The sequence below is a fragment of the Alkaliphilus flagellatus genome (assembly GCF_018919215.1).
GTDB lineage: Bacteria > Bacillota > Clostridia > Peptostreptococcales > Natronincolaceae > Alkaliphilus_B > Alkaliphilus_B flagellatus.
Map to the genome: position 1 here is coordinate 1 of NZ_JAHLQK010000001.1, position 18,044 is coordinate 18,044.

Consider the following 18,044-nt stretch of genomic DNA (forward strand, 5'->3'; position numbering starts at 1 on the left):
CAGTTGGTAGCTCGTCGGGCTCATAACCCGAAGGTCGCAGGTTCAAGTCCTGCCCCCGCAACCAATTTGGCCCCTTGGTCAAGCGGTCAAGACACCGCCCTTTCACGGCGGTAACAGGGGTTCGATTCCCCTAGGGGTCACCAAAATAATATATAGATAAAGCTGGAGTAGAGTCTACCTTACAATAAGGAAAGTCTTGCTACCAGCTTTATTAAGTTTAATAATGGAAAGGTGTCCGAGTGGTCGAAGGAGCTGATCTCGAAAATCAGTGACTCCAAAAGGGGCCGTGGGTTCGAATCCCACCCTTTCCGCCAAAACTATTAACAAGAGATAATATTATCTCTTGTTTTTTTATTATATGGAATAAAAAAACCATAAGCTGGAAAAACTCATTAGATATACAAATAAATATATTATAAGGGGTGTAGCTTATGGTACAAGAAGTCATGAGTAAAGAAAAGGAGCTTATTTCTTTAGATCAAGCTTTAAATCTGGAACAGAAAGATATTGAAGAAAATTATCGACAACATATTAATTTGCATTTAACTAGACTTTTAAAAATGTTAGGTTTTAATAAAACTTTTGTAAGGGCAAAAGATATGATAGTTTGGGACAAAAATGGAGAAGAGTATTTAGATTTTCTTGGTGCCTACGGTGCTTTAAATATTGGTCATAACAACGATACAGTAATTAATGCTTTGAATAGTATAAGTCATCTACCCAATTTATTACAATCTGGAATGCATAGCTTACCAAGTGTTTTAGCACGAAATCTAGCTAAGATAACACCTGGAGATTTAAAGTATACTTTTTTCTGTAATAGTGGTGCAGAGGCTGTAGAAGGAGCATTAAAATTAGCTAAGATTGCAACTGAAAAATCTAGAATTATTTATTGTAAAGGGGCATTTCATGGTAAATCAATGGGAGCTTTATCTGTTACTGGAAGAAATAAATATAAAAAATACTTTGGTCCGATGGTTCCATTGGCAGTAGAGGTGCCTTATGGCGATATTAATGAACTTAAACTTGTATTAGAAAAATATGATGATATAGCAGCATTTATTGTTGAGCCTATACAAGGAGAGGGTGGAATTATTGTTCCACCAATTGGATACTTAAGAAAGGCAAAAGATATTTGCTCACAATATGGCGTGCTCTTAATTGCAGATGAAATACAAACGGGCTTTGGAAGAACAGGATATTGGTTTGCATGTGAGGCCGAAGGGGTGGTACCAGATATTATGTGTATGGCTAAGTCTTTAGGAGGAGGTATTATCCCAATAGGAGCCTATATTGCAAATGAGGATGTATGGAAAAGAGGATACGGAACTATGGATAGATGTTTGCTTCATACTTCCACATTTGGTGGCAATACATGGGCATCGGCAGCAGGTATTTCTACTATAGAATTTATTGCGGAGAATAACTTAGAAAACGAAGCTTTGGAAAAAGGAAATTATATAATTGGTAAGTTACTAAGATTAAAGGATAAGTATCCTTTACTAAAGGAAGTAAGAGGAAGAGGTCTAATGATTGGATTGGAGTTTGACACTATGAATATACCTCTAATAGATCGAGTAATTACTAACAATACAAGAGAATTAGTTGATGAATATACTGGAGGCATAGTAGCTAGCGAGTTAATTAATAATTATAATATTATCACTGCTTATACTTTGAATAATCCGAATGTAATTAGAATTGAACCACCTTTAACGGTTACATATGAGCAATTAGATAAGTTTGCTAGTTCATTAGAAGAAATATTGATGAAAAACAGAAGTATTGGAACCATAGCACTAAATAATACTAAAAATCTAATTAAATCTGTTTTTAATGGAAGGAGATAATAATATGAACAGATTCGCATTTTTAATCCATCCTATAGAAATAGATGATATTTATAGAAAATATAAATATCTAAAGATACTACCAAAAATGATGGTTGAAAAAATAGTTAGTAATGTATCGCCTTCAGTTACCTCAAAGATCACAGATATAAAAAGTGAATCTCAAGAAGCTGAAGGGTGGTTTATTGGTATACCATTAACTTCTAATATGATGGTGAATATGCAATATCAGTATGTCCTTAAAAAGATAATTGACTCAGGAAGAATAGCTGAAAAATTAGGTGCAAGAATACTAGGGTTAGGAGCATATACATCCGTTGTAGGAGATGCGGGAGTTACAGTTGCTAAAAACTTAAACATTGCTGTAACTACTGGGAATACTTATACAGTGGCCGCTGCTTTTGAAGCTACTAGGAAGGCATGTAATTTATTAGGGAAAAATTTACAAGAGAGTGAAGTTGCTATTGTAGGCGCTACAGGTTCTATAGGAAAGGTTTGTGCTGAACTAGCATGTAGAGAAGCGAAAAAGGTTATTTTAGTAGGTAGAAATATACAGAGACTTATTGAGATTAAGCTGGAACTTAATCAAAAGTATGGCTATAGGGTAGAAGTAGAGTGCTGCACTAATGTAAGTAATGGTATTGAGAATGCAGATGTAGTTATTACTGTAACCAGTAGTGTTGATGATGTTATTAAGGCAGAATATATTAAAAGTGGTGCTGTTGTTTGCGATGTAGCTAGACCAAGAGATGTTTCGAAGTTAGTACAAGAAAAGCGTAAAGATGTGCTAGTTATAGAAGGTGGAGTAATTGAAGTTCCTAAAGAAGTAAATTTTAATTTTAATTTTGGATTTCCTGAAGGACTATGTTATGCATGTATGGCTGAAACAATGATTTTAGCTTTAGAAGGTAAATATGAAAATTTTAGTTTAGGCAGAGAAATGCAAATTGAAAAGGTAGATGAAATAAATAAGTTAGCGAAAAAACATGGTTTTAAGGTTGCTGGGCTTAGAAGTTTTGAAAAAGTAATAGACGAAAAACATATCGAAAGTGTTATTAAGAACATGAAAAAAGCACATAGTATATAGTTAAGAACTTTTCTTCTCCCATTGAATAATATAGATAATAACATAAGTGTTTTGGGAGGAGAAATTATGATTATTAAAAATAAAAAAACTAAAAGTAGCTTATTATTTTTCTTTTTACTCTTGGCTGTAGTATTTATGAAAAGTGGTTTGTTTGACAAAGATGATACTAGCTTATTATTTTTCTATTTATTATTAGTTGTTCTATTTTGTGGATTCTATTCTAGATAAATCAGGTTAGAACACCTGATTTTTTTGTAAAATAACTTGTTTACCATAAATATTTGATATAATAGTAATTGTTAATAGGGAATAACTATAAAACAAAGATAGTTTGATTTTAACATGGGCAATTACATGAATGTATTTGAGAAAAATAGTAATAAAGTTAATTTTAAGGATATAGTCTTAATTTATAAGGGGCACCTGGTAAAATGGCATTCCTGCTATCCTATGATTTAACTGATGGAAGCCATGCACAGTTTGTAAGTATTAAAAACAAAAAAACTAAGTGTTATTTGTTAGGTGAAGGACTAAATGTTTGACTTTATTAGAACTTAACAACAGTTTTAGGAATTTTTATTTGATTTCTAATCATATTTTATGCTGACATATCATATTATATTAAGGCCATGAAATTATAATATTATAGGACTGTAGAATGACTTGCTTACAATACTATATTATTTACTTGCATTTTTTGGTATTTGTTATATTATTTAAGTATGTTTAGATACTGGAAATTAGGAGGAAGTATCATATGAATATGTTAAGAGAAGATATTATAGAGATATGTAAGGATTTTATTGAGATTGTAAACATATTATATAAGAATGGGCAAATAACCTATGAGCAATATGTTGAGATGACTAAACTAAAATTTGATTATATAAATAATGTAGAATAAACTTATAATTTTCTTTAAAATGATTATAACTAGAAAGTAGGATTCTTAAGAATCCTACTTTCTAGTTTGTATTTTATTAATTACCATTTCTTTTTTTATAAAATTAGGATAATATAATATTATGAGTAAAATATAAAAATAAGGATTTATATCTTAATATATAAAATTCAAGACAAGAGGGTGTTTTGAGTGGAACAAGTTATAGAGTTATTTAGAAATATAAGTATAAGAGATGTAGCAGATATGGTTATAGTTGCCTTTGTTTTTTATAAACTGTATATGCTTATTCGAGAAACAAGAGCAGAACAGCTTATAAAAGGAATATTAGTATTATTAATTGCCACGCCATTAAGTGGATGGCTTCAACTACATGTAATTAATTGGATTTTAAAAAACACAATGACTGTAGGATTTATTGCTCTACTTATTGTATTTCAACCGGAATTAAGAAGAGCTCTTGAATATATAGGTAGGACAAAATTTTTAACAAAATCCATAGTTGATATAGAAGAGGAAGAAATAAAAAATACGGTAGGGGAATTGGTAGATGCTGTAGGATCCCTTTCGAGACAAAAAATTGGTGCTCTTATTGTTATTGAAAGAGAAACAGGGCTAAGTGAAGTGGTTGAAACTGGAACACAAATTGGTGGTAGAATTTCCAGTGGATTACTCATAAATATTTTTATTCCAAATACTCCTTTACATGATGGAGCTGTGGTTATTAGAAAGAGTCAAATATTAGCTGCAGGTTGTTTACTTCCCTTAACCGACAATCCGAATATCAGTAAAGCTTTAGGCACAAGACATAGGGCTGCTATAGGTATTACCGAAAGATCGGATTCCATGGTAGTTATTGTTTCAGAAGAAACTGGAGTTATTTCAGTTGCAGAAAACGGGAAGCTTAAAAGATTTCTTGATACTAAAAAATTGTCTGACATATTACTTCAAAGCTATAAGGCGGAAGAAAATCGTCAGTGGCAATTTTTAAAGATGAAATGGAGGCATAAGGATGAATAAAACAGGTATTAGAAATTTGGCACCTAAGATTATTTCTATTCTTTTTGCTCTTGTTTTATGGGTTTATGTAATGAGTGTAATTAATCCAAGGGTTAGTCGTGATTTAGTAAACGTACCGGTAAAACTTGTAAATTTAGAAGAACTTAAAGCACAAGGCCTTGTACTTGTTGGCAGTGAGGATTTTAGAGTGAGGGTAAGATTAACTGGACGGAGAGATGAGGTATTTAAAATATCTCCAGAGCAAATTCAAATAAAAGCAGATTTAAGGGGCTATAAGTTAGGAGTAAACAATGTTCCTTTAGAGATTTCTGCTCCAAATAATATAGGGATAGATGTGAGCCCAAGATTTATTCGTGTAGAATTAGAAGAGATTACAAAGAAACAAAGAGATGTAAAGGTTTTAATTACTGGTAGTCCTAAGAAAAACTATGTTGTAGGAAATCTAGACTATAAACCTACAGCAATATGGATTGAAGGGCCTGAAAGCTACGTTAATTCTGTGGAAAATGTAGTTGCAAAGTTAGATGTTACTGGAGAAACAAAAAATCTTTTATTAAGTTTACCATTAAAGCCGGTTAACAGTAGAGGAGAAGAAGTGCCAGGTGTGGAGGTTAAAACTGCCTATGTAGATGTATCTTTATCCATTGACTTATTAAAATCTGTACCGATTAAACCAGATTTGCAAGTTACTACAGGAGATGGACATGTAATTAGTAATGTAGAAATTAATCCAAAGGAAGTTATACTAAAGGGACAAGAAGAAATTCTTAAAGGAATTACTGAAATTACAACCGATATAGTTCAAGTTGAAAACTTGACTACCGATCAAGTAATAGAAACAAAACTAAAGCTACCTCAAGGAGTAACTTTGCAAGAGGAAGTACCTATTACTGTTAGTATATCTTTACAAAAAGTAGAGGAAGAGACCTATAAGATTCCTAAAGATAAAATAATATTTAATAATTTGAATGAAAAACTTAAAGTTGATAAAAATAATATTCCTGAAAGTGTAGATGTAAAAGTCGTAGCTTTAAGAAGTGTATTAGATAGTATTAAAGAAAGTGATATTAGTATAGAAGTGGACTTAAAGGAATTGACTGCAAATGAATATACAATTGAACCGGTGGTACAACTTCCTTTTACTATTGAAAAGGATGTGAAGGAACTGCAGTTAAACCCAGAAACTATTAATATAAAACTCGTTGAAAAAAAATAATAAAAAAGCTAGTATATGAAGACCGGATAACTAAAGAGTATCCGGTTTCCTCACAGTATAGGAAGGTATAGTCAATAGGGTATTATCAGACGACTTTTAGGAAAGAAGAAGGTGATAGTATGTTAAAGGAGATAGATGTTATTTTAAATAGCACCCACGATGCCACTATTGCTGTAGATATGAATGGTAACATTACATTATTTAATAAAGCAGCAGAGAAAATTCTAGGTTTTAATGAAAAAGATGTATTAGGTAAACATATAGAAGAAATCCTTCCAAGCACAAGACTTCCTTATATATTAGAAACAGGCGAATCAGAGCTTAATCGTAGACAAATTGTTTCAGATATATCAATAATTACTAGCAGAATGCCTGTAAAGGATGAACAAGGCAATACTATTGGAGCTGTGGCAGTATTTAGGGATATTAGTGAAATAATGGATTTAAATGATGAAATTTATAAGTTGAAAGAGATGCAAAGCTTATTAGAGGGAATTTTTCATTCTACTCAAGATGCCATTTCAGTTTGTGATGAGAATGGAATAGGAGTTTTAATTAATCCTGCCTACACTCAACTAATTGGACTTTCAGAAAAGGATATTATAGGAAAGCCTGCAACTACGGATATTGTCAAAGGTGAAAGTGTCCATATGAAGGTCCTTAGAACAAAAAAACCCGTAAAGGATGTTAGGTTAAAGGTAGGTCCACGTAACAAAGAAGTAGTGGCAGGTGCAGCTCCTATTATTGTAGACGGCGTGCTAAAAGGTAGTGTCGGTGTACTCCATGATCTAACTGAAATCAAAAGGTTGAATAGCGAGTTAATGCAGGCAAAACAAATTATACGCAACCTAGAAGCAAAGTATACATTTGATGATATTATTGGTAATGATGAACTTATGATTACTGCTATGCAAAAGGCAAAGCAGGCAGCATTAACGCCAGCTACAGTATTATTAAGAGGTGAGAGTGGAACTGGGAAAGAACTTTTTGCCCATGCAATTCATAATCTATCCTATAGAAAGTACAATCAGTTTGTTAGAGTAAACTGCGCAGCTATTAGTGAGAACCTATTGGAGAGTGAGCTTTTTGGTTATGAGGAGGGGGCATTTACTGGAGCTCTTAAGGGAGGAAAAATTGGACTTTTTGAACAGGCTCATGGTGGAACTATTTTCTTAGATGAAATTGGCGAAATTCCACTGAGTACTCAAGTTAAGCTATTACGAGTATTACAGGAGAAAGAAATAGTTAGGGTAGGTGGCACCAATCATATCAATATAGATGTCCGTGTAATTACCGCTACTAATGCTCCTTTAGAAAGGGCAATAGAGGAAGGTAGATTTAGAGAGGATCTTTATTATAGATTAAATGTATTACCAATTCATATTCCACCTCTAAGAAAACGGAAAAATGATTTTTATCACTTGATATTACATTTAATAAAAAAGTTTAATCAGGAGTATGGTAGAAGTGTAGAAGAAATAGATATAGAAGCTTTAAATAAGCTTAAAACTTATGATTGGCCAGGTAATGTAAGGGAGTTACAAAATATTATTGGACGATCTATGATAAATATGAAATATAGTGAAACTATAATCAAAGAAGAACATCTTCCAAAACTTTTTTATAATGATAGGTTACAATTTAATAAAGATAGTAGAATTAGTAGCCGTATAAAATATGAGAATAATGAAGGACTAAAGGAAATAATGGATCGTTTAGAAAGAGAAGTAATTATAAGTGCGTTAAAGAGGAATAATGGTAATCGTACTGTTACCGCTAGGGAATTACAAGTTTCAGTACGAAATTTATATTATAAAATTGAGAAATATGCTATAGAAATATAAAAGTGAAATATATTGCATGGTATCGTGCAATATATTTCATGCAATTAATTGCATGATTGTATAAAATTTAAAAAAAATTCTAGATTTAAATATATAACACACTATCCTATGCTTCAAATTTCGACAAAGGATAATTATTATTTTTTAACAGTGGATTTGGCATAAGTTTTGCACGTTAAAATATATGGAGAAAATAGTCGTATAATGATACAATTATAATATTGACTTCTATAGTATTTAAAATTTATGCTAACTTTTAAGTGCTTAGAATCTAGCAATGGAAATTTAATTAGATAATATATTAGCCATAATTATGGCTTAATTAATATGCAACTTATTATTTGTATATTAAAATATAAAAACATGTGAATAAGAGGTGAAGCTGTTATGATTAAAAACTTTCAAGAAGTAATGGAAATAGCTAAACAAAGAGGACCTAAAACAATTTCTGTAGCCTGTGCCCAGGATGCTGATGTCTTATCAGCTGTTAATCAAGCTAAACAAGCAGGTATTGCTGATGTTATTTTAGTAGGAGATAAGGAAAAGATTGAAGAAATTGCAGCTGAAAAGAATATTGATTTAGCTCAATTTGAAATTATCGATATTAAAGATTTAACTGAAGCTTCTAGAAAGGCAGTTGAACTAGTTTCTACAGGAAAGGCTCACATGGTAATGAAGGGGCTAGTAGATACTTCTATTATTTTAAAGGCTGTATTAGATGCAGAAATTGGACTTAGAACAGGTAATGTGCTAAGTCACGTAGCTGTATTTGACGTACAAGGATATGATCATTTATTCCTAGTAACTGATGCAGCTATGAATATTGCTCCAGATTTAAATACTAAAAAACAAATTGTTCAAAATGCTGTAGAAGTTGCTCATGCATTAGATATAGACCAGCCAAAGGTTGCTGTAATTTGTGCAAAAGAAAAAGCAAATCCAAAGATGCCTGATACAATGGATGCAGTAGCTTTGGAAGAAATGAATAAAAATGGTGAAATTACAGGATGCATTGTAGGTGGACCATTTGCTTTAGATAATGCAGTTTCTGTTGAAGCTGCAAAGCATAAAGGGATAGACCACCCAGTAGCTGGACAAGCTGACATATTATTGGCACCAGATATTGAAGCTGGTAACATTTTATATAAATCTATGGTATACTTTGCTAATGCTAAAAATGCTGGACTTATTGTGGGAGCAAAAGCCCCAGTTGTTTTAACTTCTAGAGCTGATAGCGATGAGGCAAAATTATATTCAATTGCACTAGGCGTACTATGTGCAGCTAAATTATTCTAGTTTAGAGAGGCGGAAATATTAATGAGTGAAATTTATAGAATATTAACGATTAACCCAGGATCTACATCAACGAAAATTGCTATTTTTGATAATGAGAAGAATGTATTTGAAGAAGTATTAAGACATTCATCTGAAGAAATTGGAAAATATGAAACTATATTTGATCAATATGAATTTAGAAAAAATGTTATTCTTGAAACATTAAATGAAAAGGGAATTAACTTAACTAAGCTAGCTGCTGTAGTAGGTAGAGGTGGATTATTAAAGCCAATTACTGGAGGAACATATTCAGTAGATGAAGCAATGCTTGAAGATTTAAAAGTAGGAGTACTTGGAGAGCATGCTTCTAATCTTGGAGGAATAATCGCCCATGAAATAGCTGGACAATTAAATATTCCATCATTTATTGTTGACCCAGTTGTTGTTGATGAACTAGATGACATTGCTAGGATTTCTGGTATACCACAATTAGATAGAAAAAGTATTTTCCATGCACTAAATCAAAAAGCTGTTGCAAGAAGAGCAGCAAAAGATATGGGTAAAGCATACGAAGATGTAAATGTAATAGTTGCTCACCTTGGTGGTGGAGTTTCAGTAGGTGCTCATGAAGCTGGAAGAGTTGTAGATGTAAATAATGCTTTAGATGGAGACGGACCATTCTCACCAGAAAGATCAGGTGGTCTACCAGTAGGACAATTAGCTAAACTTTGTTTCTCAGGAGAATATAGCCACAACGATATTAAAAAGTTAATCAAAGGTAATGGTGGACTTGTTGCATATCTTGGAACAAACGATGGTAGAGAAGTTGTAAAGATGATCGAGCAAGGTGATAAAAAAGCTGAACTTGTTTACAAGGCAATGGCATATCAAGTGGCTAAGGAAGTTGGTGCTTGTGCAGCTGTCTTAAAAGGTAAGGTAGATGCTATAATTCTAACTGGTGGAATCGCATACGATAAAGAGTTTACAGCATGGATTAAAGAAAATGTTGAATTTATATCTCAAGTTTTAATTTACCCAGGAGAAGATGAAATGATAGCTTTAGCTGAGGGTGGATTAAGAGTATTACGTGGAGAAGAACAAGCAAAAAAATACCAATAAAGGTGATGAAAATGCTTAATGATAATAGAGTCCGTATAATAATAGGACATTATGGAAGTGGTAAAACTGAATTTTCCGTAAACTATGCTATTAATTTAGCAGAGAAAGGTAAAAAAGTGGCATTAGCTGACTTAGATGTTGTTAACCCATATTTTAGAAGTAGAGAAAAATTTAAACTTTTACAAAGCTATGGAATTGAAGTAGAATCAAGTTATGTAGAGGGGTCTGGAACTGACCTGCCTTCTATATCCGCTGGTATTTTAGGACCAATGCAAAATGAAAGCTATGATTTTGTAATGGATGTTGGTGGTGACTCAATGGGTGCAAGGACCTTAGGTAGATACCATGAATATTTAGTAGAAGGTAAATATGATATGTTTTGTGTAGTAAATGCTAATAGACCTGAAACACAAACAGTAGAAGGTGTGATCCATCATATCCAATCTATTGAAAGAACTTCAAGAGCTAAGGTAACAGGACTTATTAATAACACCCACCTGTTAAGACATACTACAGTGGAGGATGTTTTAAAGGGTCAAGAACTTTGTAGACAGGTTTCTAAGGAGTTAAATATACCTATTAAGTATGTGAGTGCTATCGAAAGTGTTGCAAAAGATCTACCAAAGGATTTGGAAGGCCAGATAATGCCTATTAAAATGATTATGCGTGAAGATTGGATGTAAAGAACAAGTTCTTATTGCTGGAGACAGTGGTCGATGAAGGCATTAGATATATTTATTACCTCAAGTTTATTGGATAATTATAAAAGGAGGGTTAAAAATGGCAAAGATAAAAGGTAAAGTTACATTCGATGAAAATCGATGCAAAGGGTGTACTCTATGTACAACTGTTTGTCCAGTTAAAATAATTAAGATGGATACAAGCAGAATTAATATTAAAGGATATCATCCAGCTACAGTGGAAGAAATGGATAAGTGTATTGCATGTGCAAGCTGCGCAACTATTTGTCCAGACGTTGTTATTACTGTAGAAAAAGAAGATTAATATAAAATTGTAAGGAGGGACATACCCATGGCTAAAGTATTAATGAAGGGAAACGAAGCTCTTGGTGCTGCTGCTATTAAGGCAGGATGTAAATATTTCTTCGGTTACCCAATTACACCACAAAGTGAATTACCTGAATTTATGTCTAGAGAATTACCAAAAGTTGGCGGAGCGTTTGTTCAAGCTGAATCAGAAGTAGCTGCTATCAATATGATATATGGTGCTGCTGGTACAGGAACAAGAGTATTAACATCTTCATCTTCTGTAGGAGTTGCTCTAAAGCAAGAAGGAATAAGCTATATCGCTGGTGCTGAACTACCATGTGTTATTATAAATATTTCTAGAGGTGGTCCAGGACTAGGTGGTATTCAACCTTCTCAAGCGGATTACTTTATGTCTACAAGAGGTGGAGGAAACGGAGACTATAGACACCCAGTATATGCTCCAGCTACAGTTCAAGAAGCTGTTGATTTAACAATGGAAGCTTTCAACGTAGCTGATTATTATAGAACTCCAGTAATCGTACTAGGAGACGGTATGATTGGTCAAATGATGGAGCCTGTTGAGTTTAATGAGCCTAAGAAAAGAGAATTACCTGCAAAAGATTGGGCAACAACAGGAACAGAAGGTAAGAGAAAGCCAAATATCATTAACTCTTTATTCTTAGATCCACAAGCACTTGAAGACCATAACTGGAAATTAGATAGAAAATACAAAGAAATAGAAAAAAATGAAACAATGTATGAAATGTACAAAATGGACGATGCAGAAATTGTATTCGTAGCTTATGGTACAACTTCAAGAATTGTTAAAAACTCAGTTGAAGCATTAAGAGCAGAAGGAATTAAAGCAGGACTTATTAGACCAATTACTTTATGGCCATATCCTACAAAAGCATTCGATGAAATTCCAGCAAGTGCAAAAGCTTTAATATCTGTAGAAATGAGTACAGGTCAAATGATCGATGACGTAAAAATTGCAAACGAAGGAAGACTTCCAGTACACTTCTACGGAAGAACAGGTGGTATGGTTCCTACACCAGATGCAATCATCGCAAAAGCTAAGGAAGTCTTAGGGGGTGTAAAATAATGTCTGTAGTATTTAAGAAAACAGAAGGTTTAGCAGAAAAACAAACTCACTATTGTCCAGGATGTACCCATGGTATTATTCATAGATTAGTAGGAGAAGTATTAGAAGAACTAGGAGTACTAGGAAAAACTGTCGGTGTAGCTCCAGTAGGTTGTTCAGTACTTGCTTATGATTATTTTAACTGTGATATGCACGAAGCAGCTCATGGTAGAGCACCAGCCGTAGCAACTGGTATTAAAAGAGTTCTTCCAGAAAATGTTGTATTCACATACCAAGGAGACGGAGACTTAGCTTCCATTGGTACAGCAGAAATTGTTCATGCTGCACATAGAGGAGAAAAGTTTACTACAATCTTTGTTAACAATTGTATCTACGGTATGACTGGTGGACAAATGTCTCCAACAACTTTAGTTGGACAAAAAGCTACAACAGCTCCACAAGGAAGACAAGTAGAATTATCAGGAAGACCTATAAGAATGGCTGAAATGTTAGCTACAATTGATGGAGCAGCTTTTGTAGAAAGAGTATCCGTTCATAACGTTGCAAATATTAGAAAAGCTAAAAAAGCTATTAAAAAAGCTTTTGAAGTACAATTAGAAGGTAAGGGATTTGGTATTGTAGAAGTACTTTCTACATGTCCAACAAACTGGGGATTAACAGCTCCAGAAGCAATGAAATGGTTAGAAGATAATATGATTCCTTACTATCCACTAGGAAATTTCCGTACACCAGAGGAGGGGAAATAATATGGCAACAGAAAGAATAGTATTAGCAGGATTCGGTGGTCAAGGTGTTATGTCCGCAGGCCAATTATTAACCTATGCAGGAATGATCGAAAATAAACAAGTTTCTTGGTTACCTTCCTATGGTCCAGAAATGCGTGGAGGAGCTGCAAACTGTGCAGTTATGGTATCTGATACACCAGTTGGATCTCCAATTATTACAAATGATGCAACATCTGCTATTATAATGAACGCACCTTCTCTTGATAAGTTCGAAAATAGCATAGTAAAAGATGGAATCTTAGTAATTAATAGCTCTTTAATAGAAAGAAAAACATCTAGAGATGATGTTAAGGCTTACTATGTTCCAGCTAACGAAATTGCTAATGAAATGGGAAATAGCAGAGTAGTTAACATGATAATGTTAGGAGCTCACTTAGAGCTTACAAAGGCTGTAGAAGTTGATTCAGTACTTGAAGCTTTCAAAAAAGTATACGGTCCTAGCAAAGAACATTTAGTTCCATTAAACAAAGAAGCTCTTGAAAGAGGAGCAGCTGCAGTTAGATAGTTTTAAAATAATAATAGAAAAACTCTCATCAATTAACGGTGAGAGTTTTTTTATTTACCTAGGAAGTATAAATTTCCTAATTATTGAGAATATCTGAATAAGAAGTAGGTCAGAAATATTTTAAATTCTTAAACCTTTAAAGCAGAATCTTAAAATTTAAGTAGATAGCATCAGACGACTTTTTCTATTATTACTACTATGATATAATATAAAAGTGGGTATACTTTTAGTAATGTATAGGAAAATATAAAATTTCTTAATAGGATTTTACTACAGACGCGTTTCAATAAAGGCTTATTTGGTTAAAAAACTTCAATAAGAACCCTTTATTCTAATATATACTTATCAAATAGTGACATATGTAATTATTTTTGCATAGGTTTAAAGTGTAGTAAAATTGTCTAGAAACTTGGATTGAAGGGAGAGTAAGGAATGGGAAAATTATTTGGAACCGATGGTGTTAGAGGAATCGCAAATAGAGACTTAACTCCAGAATTAGCTTATAGGCTAGGACGTATAGGTGCATATATATTGAGTAAGGATAATAATAAAAGAGCAAAGGTAGTTATCGGAAAGGATACTCGAGTTTCGGGAGATTTACTGGAATCTGCAATGACTGCAGGATTTTTATCAATGGGCGTAGATGTTATTTCTCTAGGAGTTATTCCAACTCCTGCTGTAGCCTACTTAACTAGATATTTGGAAGCGGATTTTGGGGTAGTTATTTCAGCATCTCACAATCCGTCAGAATATAATGGTATTAAATTCTTTAATAGTCAGGGATATAAGTTACCTGATGCAGTTGAAGATGAAATAGAAGAATATATTTTGAATGATCGTGATGTTGATGTTAAAATTGAAGGTAAGGATGTTGGTATAATTATTCATGATAATAATAGTATAGATGAATATACTGATTTTTTAAAAACAACCTTAAACTGTGATTTTAAAGGTTTAAAGATTGCTGTAGATGCTGGTAATGGTGCGGCCTATAAATCAGCACCAAAGTTGTTGAAGGATCTTGGTGCTGAAATTACTGTTATTAATGATAATCCAGACGGTACAAATATTAATAAAGGTTGTGGATCTACAAATCCTGAAGTAATTGCACAACTTGTAAAAGAGACTGGCGCAAATATTGGTATCTCATTTGATGGGGATGCAGATCGATTAATTGCAGTAGATGAAAATGCTGAAATAGTAGATGGGGACCATATAATGGCTATATGTGGTGCTAACTTAAAAAAACATAACAGATTAAAAAAAGATACTATAGTAGGTACAGTTATGAGCAATATTGGACTTGAAATTGCTATGAAGGAGCATGGATGTAGTGTTATAAAGTCACAGGTTGGGGATAGATATGTATTAGAGGAAATGGTAAAGGGTGGTTACTCATTAGGTGGAGAACAGTCTGGACACGTAATTTTTCTTGACCATAATACTACAGGAGATGGACTTTTAACCGCTATTCAGTTAATTGCTACAATGAAGGAGGAAGGAAAAAAACTATCTGAACTAGCTAGTATTATGACCTCTTATCCACAAGTGCTGATTAATGCAAAGGTTAAAAAGGAGAACAAAGGAGCATATAAGGAAGACCCAGTAATAATGAAGGAAATTACATCTATTGAAGAAAAAATGGCTGGACAGGGAAGGGTACTAATTAGACCTTCTGGTACAGAACCACTAGTAAGGGTGATGTTAGAAGGAAAAAATCAAGAAGAATTAAATACATTGGCAACAAATCTTGCTAAGTTGATTGAAGAAAGATTAGGTTGATTTTCATCGAAAAAAGTTGCTAGAAAAGTTGAAGAAATAATAATTATTGTCGGATTATAGATTTCCCGGGTAATAATTGTTGTCGAAATATGATTGCATAGAAACCGTGAAATATTACAGATAGAATTTCTGTCATTATTCACGGTTTTTATTATAATAATAGATTGTCTAATGGTGGATATATATTAATATAGGAATAAATTTTAGATATATAATAAGGATGTGTAAAATATGAAAAGAAATATAAAGATAGGAAAGAAATATAGACATTTTAAAGGGAATGAATATTTAGTATTACATTTAGCAAAGCATTCTGAAACACTAGAAGATATTGTTGTTTACCAGCCACTTTATGGTGAGATGGGAATATGGGTAAGACCTCTAGATATGTTTCTAGAGCAGGTTGAGGTAAATGGAATATTAGTAAATAGATTTGAAGAATGTGAATAGTATTTAATATAAAATATGGAATTATAGATATAGAGTTAAATGTTCTATATTCTGTTATTGAAAAAGTTAGTAGTAAAGTTAATTTCAACAGGAAACGTTGTATTTATAAGGTTAAAAATAGTATAAAGAAAAGTTGATAAAAAAAAGGGAAATTGGATTGAATATAGAAATAATAAAGAGACAAAATTTACATGTATACATTATAATATTACATTAAAAAATTCTTTTAATTAGAGGACATATGTCCTTAATCAAAAGAATTTTTTAATGCAAAATAGAGTTAGGAGAATGATAATGAAAGAAGTCGTGAACGGTAAAGATAAAGAGATTTTAAAATATGTATCTAAATATCCTAATTTACAAGATTGGAAGGTATTACATTACCCTAAAAATGAAGTTATATGTTATCAGGGGGATATATACCCTTATTTTTATGTCATATTAAGTGGACAAACAAATATATATCATACTTCAGAAAAAGGTAAGAGTTACTCTCAAAGTGTCTATAAAGAGGGAAATTATTTTGGTGAATTAGAAATATTTGATTTAAAGCCATATGTATGTCAAATTGAAGCTTTAGAAGATACTACAGTAATGAGGCTAGAAAGGCAATTTTTCTTAAAATGGATAGAAGAGGATAAAGAAATCAATCTATATATTTTACGATCAATCTGCGAAAATTTCTATAATTTATCCGAAAAAGCCATCAATGATACCCTATATTCATTGAAATACAGAGTATGTCTATATTTATTAGAGTCTTGGGAAAAAAACTGCAAATATGAAGTTGAAATTAGCAAGAAATATTTAAGTGAAAAGTTTGTAGTTACACAACGAAGTATTAATAGAGTATTAAAAGAGCTTGCTGAAAAAAAGTTAATAGTTAATAGTGAAAACACTATTCAAATATTAGATGTTAAAGGAATTAAGCTGGAAATAGAACTTGAAAAAATGCTCTAATTTTAATTTGTGTGCTTTAAAAAATTAATATATGAAGGAGGACGTTTTAAATGAAAAATAAGATAGTTAAAGTAATAAGCCTACTTATGGTGGCTATGCTTGTATTTGCAGGATGTTCAAGCAAGCCAGCTAGCAATGAAGGTAATAACAATGAAGGTAATGCTAATGGTGGTAATGTAACTAAAGAATCAAAGGTAAAGGTAGGATTAGTAGTTTCAGGTGGATTAGGGGACAGATCTTTTTACGATTCAAGTAATGAAGGTCTAGAGTTGGCAAAAAAGGATCTAGGTGTTGAAGGCAAAGTATTAGAATGTAAAAATGATCCTGCTTTATTATCAGACCAATTAGTACAAGCTTCAAATTATGGTGATATTATAGTTGTTGTTGGTTTTGAGTTTTATGATGTAATTCAAGAAATTGCGCCACAATTCCCTACAAAAACATATGTGTATGTAGATAATGCGATTACAGGTATAGATAATATTGTATCTATACAATATAAAGAAAATGAAGGTTCTTTCTTAGCTGGAGCTTTAGCTGCAATGTTAAGTGAAACAGGACATATCGGTATGGTTGGTGGTGTAGATATTCCTGTTATTAGAAACTTCCAAGTAGGATATGAAGAAGGTGCGAAATATATTAATCCTGATATGAAGGTAGATGTTATTTTTGCAGGAGATTTTGAAGATCCAACAAAAGGAAAAGAATCTGCTATGGCTATATACAACAAAGGAGCAGATATCATATTCCATGCTGCTGGAAAAACTGGTGAAGGTGTATTTGAAGCTGGAAAAGACCTTGGTAAGTATGCTATTGGTGTTGACTCTGATCAAAGATACATTAATCCAGATGTTATTATGTATAGCATGATTAAAAATGTGGGATTATCTGTTTATGAAACAATCGAGAATATAGGAAATGGATCTGTAAAAGGTGGAGAAATACTAACCTACGGAATGAAAGAAAACGGCATAGGAATTGGATATGGTACAAGTGATATGAAACAATTTGTTACTGATGAAATGAAATCTAAATTAGAAGAAATCACAGAGAAAATAGTTAGTGGAGAAATAAAAGTAACAGAAGCTAGATAGTGTAATTTTAAACGAAGAAGTCTGTAGGCTTCTTCGTTTTTCATACATAGATTGATAAGGAG

The 18,044-nt window shown here is 32.6% G+C and carries 18 protein-coding genes and 2 tRNA genes; all 20 read left to right on the plus strand.

What is annotated here, in order from left to right:
- Window positions 1-68 precede the first annotated feature (68 nt).
- The 20 genes from KQI88_RS00005 to KQI88_RS00100 all read left to right on the plus strand — a co-directional run bounded on the left by KQI88_RS00005 (window position 69) and on the right by KQI88_RS00100 (window position 17,982).
- Window positions 69-143: transfer RNA gene (locus tag KQI88_RS00005), tRNA-Glu, on the plus strand.
- 82 nt (window positions 144-225) lie between these two features.
- Window positions 226-314, plus strand: a tRNA-Ser gene (locus KQI88_RS00010).
- Window positions 315-431: 117 nt separating this feature from the next.
- Window positions 432-1,850 carry an aspartate aminotransferase family protein gene (locus tag KQI88_RS00015; protein ID WP_216414321.1) on the plus strand — a complete coding sequence of 473 codons (1,419 nt, stop codon included), beginning with the start codon at window positions 432-434 and terminating at the stop codon, window positions 1,848-1,850.
- 4 nt (window positions 1,851-1,854) lie between these two features.
- Window positions 1,855-2,937 carry a polysaccharide biosynthesis protein gene (locus KQI88_RS00020; RefSeq protein WP_216414322.1) on the plus strand — a complete coding sequence of 361 codons (1,083 nt, stop codon included), beginning with the start codon at window positions 1,855-1,857 and terminating at the stop codon, window positions 2,935-2,937.
- Between the two features lie 66 nt (window positions 2,938-3,003).
- Window positions 3,004-3,165, plus strand: coding sequence for a hypothetical protein (locus tag KQI88_RS00025; protein ID WP_216414323.1), 162 nt, complete (start codon window positions 3,004-3,006; stop codon window positions 3,163-3,165).
- Window positions 3,166-3,694: 529 nt separating this feature from the next.
- A complete protein-coding gene (locus KQI88_RS00030) occupies window positions 3,695-3,841 on the plus strand; it encodes a hypothetical protein (protein ID WP_216414324.1) in 147 nt (48 codons plus the stop codon).
- Window positions 3,842-4,030: 189 nt separating this feature from the next.
- A complete protein-coding gene (gene cdaA, locus KQI88_RS00035; RefSeq protein WP_216414325.1) occupies window positions 4,031-4,858 on the plus strand; it encodes a diadenylate cyclase CdaA in 828 nt (275 codons plus the stop codon).
- Window positions 4,851-6,074, plus strand: a complete 1,224-nt coding sequence (locus tag KQI88_RS00040; protein WP_216414326.1) for a CdaR family protein — start codon at window positions 4,851-4,853, stop codon at window positions 6,072-6,074. The genes cdaA and KQI88_RS00040 overlap by 8 nt, the downstream gene beginning before the upstream one ends.
- Before the next feature lie 119 nt (window positions 6,075-6,193).
- Entirely contained in the window at window positions 6,194-7,918 is a 1,725-nt protein-coding gene (locus KQI88_RS00045; RefSeq protein ID WP_216414327.1) for a sigma-54 interaction domain-containing protein, read from the plus strand.
- A 387-nt stretch (window positions 7,919-8,305) separates the two neighbouring features.
- Window positions 8,306-9,214 carry a phosphate butyryltransferase gene (gene ptb / locus KQI88_RS00050; RefSeq protein ID WP_216414328.1) on the plus strand — a complete coding sequence of 303 codons (909 nt, stop codon included), beginning with the start codon at window positions 8,306-8,308 and terminating at the stop codon, window positions 9,212-9,214.
- A gap of 21 nt (window positions 9,215-9,235) precedes the next feature.
- Entirely contained in the window at window positions 9,236-10,312 is a 1,077-nt protein-coding gene (gene buk, locus KQI88_RS00055) for a butyrate kinase (RefSeq protein WP_216414329.1), read from the plus strand.
- 11 nt (window positions 10,313-10,323) lie between these two features.
- Entirely contained in the window at window positions 10,324-10,995 is a 672-nt protein-coding gene (locus tag KQI88_RS00060) for a nucleotide-binding protein (RefSeq protein WP_216414330.1), read from the plus strand.
- 97 nt (window positions 10,996-11,092) lie between these two features.
- Window positions 11,093-11,317 carry a 4Fe-4S dicluster domain-containing protein gene (locus tag KQI88_RS00065; RefSeq protein ID WP_212380537.1) on the plus strand — a complete coding sequence of 75 codons (225 nt, stop codon included), beginning with the start codon at window positions 11,093-11,095 and terminating at the stop codon, window positions 11,315-11,317.
- A 27-nt stretch (window positions 11,318-11,344) separates the two neighbouring features.
- Entirely contained in the window at window positions 11,345-12,406 is a 1,062-nt protein-coding gene (locus KQI88_RS00070; protein ID WP_216414331.1) for a 3-methyl-2-oxobutanoate dehydrogenase subunit VorB, read from the plus strand.
- A complete protein-coding gene (locus tag KQI88_RS00075) occupies window positions 12,406-13,152 on the plus strand; it encodes a thiamine pyrophosphate-dependent enzyme (RefSeq protein WP_216414332.1) in 747 nt (248 codons plus the stop codon). Before KQI88_RS00070 ends, KQI88_RS00075 begins: the two co-directional genes overlap by 1 nt.
- A gap of 1 nt (window position 13,153) precedes the next feature.
- Entirely contained in the window at window positions 13,154-13,696 is a 543-nt protein-coding gene (locus KQI88_RS00080) for a 2-oxoacid:acceptor oxidoreductase family protein (RefSeq protein ID WP_212380531.1), read from the plus strand.
- A 432-nt stretch (window positions 13,697-14,128) separates the two neighbouring features.
- Complete coding sequence (glmM, locus tag KQI88_RS00085; RefSeq protein WP_216414333.1) at window positions 14,129-15,478, plus strand: phosphoglucosamine mutase; 1,350 nt, start codon at window positions 14,129-14,131, stop codon at window positions 15,476-15,478.
- Between the two features lie 231 nt (window positions 15,479-15,709).
- Window positions 15,710-15,928 carry a DUF1653 domain-containing protein gene (locus KQI88_RS00090; RefSeq protein ID WP_216414334.1) on the plus strand — a complete coding sequence of 73 codons (219 nt, stop codon included), beginning with the start codon at window positions 15,710-15,712 and terminating at the stop codon, window positions 15,926-15,928.
- Between the two features lie 294 nt (window positions 15,929-16,222).
- Entirely contained in the window at window positions 16,223-16,888 is a 666-nt protein-coding gene (locus KQI88_RS00095) for a Crp/Fnr family transcriptional regulator (protein WP_216414335.1), read from the plus strand.
- A 50-nt stretch (window positions 16,889-16,938) separates the two neighbouring features.
- Entirely contained in the window at window positions 16,939-17,982 is a 1,044-nt protein-coding gene (locus KQI88_RS00100; RefSeq protein ID WP_216414336.1) for a BMP family lipoprotein, read from the plus strand.
- Window positions 17,983-18,044 lie beyond the last annotated feature (62 nt).

Excerpts from the sequence above, each read along its gene's own strand:
- KQI88_RS00015 (WP_216414321.1), top strand. The coding sequence starts at position 432 with ATGGTACAAGAAGTCATGAGTAAAGAAAAGGAGCTTATTTCTTTAGAT.
- KQI88_RS00020 (WP_216414322.1), top strand. The coding sequence starts at position 1,855 with ATGAACAGATTCGCATTTTTAATCCATCCTATAGAAATAGATGATATT.
- KQI88_RS00025 (WP_216414323.1), top strand. The coding sequence starts at position 3,004 with ATGATTATTAAAAATAAAAAAACTAAAAGTAGCTTATTATTTTTCTTT.
- KQI88_RS00030 (WP_216414324.1), top strand. The coding sequence starts at position 3,695 with ATGAATATGTTAAGAGAAGATATTATAGAGATATGTAAGGATTTTATT.
- KQI88_RS00040 (WP_216414326.1), top strand. The coding sequence starts at position 4,851 with ATGAATAAAACAGGTATTAGAAATTTGGCACCTAAGATTATTTCTATT.
- KQI88_RS00045 (WP_216414327.1), top strand. The coding sequence starts at position 6,194 with ATGTTAAAGGAGATAGATGTTATTTTAAATAGCACCCACGATGCCACT.
- ptb (WP_216414328.1), top strand. The coding sequence starts at position 8,306 with ATGATTAAAAACTTTCAAGAAGTAATGGAAATAGCTAAACAAAGAGGA.
- buk (WP_216414329.1), top strand. The coding sequence starts at position 9,236 with ATGAGTGAAATTTATAGAATATTAACGATTAACCCAGGATCTACATCA.
- KQI88_RS00060 (WP_216414330.1), top strand. The coding sequence starts at position 10,324 with ATGCTTAATGATAATAGAGTCCGTATAATAATAGGACATTATGGAAGT.
- KQI88_RS00065 (WP_212380537.1), top strand. The coding sequence starts at position 11,093 with ATGGCAAAGATAAAAGGTAAAGTTACATTCGATGAAAATCGATGCAAA.
- KQI88_RS00070 (WP_216414331.1), top strand. The coding sequence starts at position 11,345 with ATGGCTAAAGTATTAATGAAGGGAAACGAAGCTCTTGGTGCTGCTGCT.
- KQI88_RS00075 (WP_216414332.1), top strand. The coding sequence starts at position 12,406 with ATGTCTGTAGTATTTAAGAAAACAGAAGGTTTAGCAGAAAAACAAACT.
- KQI88_RS00080 (WP_212380531.1), top strand. The coding sequence starts at position 13,154 with ATGGCAACAGAAAGAATAGTATTAGCAGGATTCGGTGGTCAAGGTGTT.
- glmM (WP_216414333.1), top strand. The coding sequence starts at position 14,129 with ATGGGAAAATTATTTGGAACCGATGGTGTTAGAGGAATCGCAAATAGA.
- KQI88_RS00090 (WP_216414334.1), top strand. The coding sequence starts at position 15,710 with ATGAAAAGAAATATAAAGATAGGAAAGAAATATAGACATTTTAAAGGG.
- KQI88_RS00095 (WP_216414335.1), top strand. The coding sequence starts at position 16,223 with ATGAAAGAAGTCGTGAACGGTAAAGATAAAGAGATTTTAAAATATGTA.
- KQI88_RS00100 (WP_216414336.1), top strand. The coding sequence starts at position 16,939 with ATGAAAAATAAGATAGTTAAAGTAATAAGCCTACTTATGGTGGCTATG.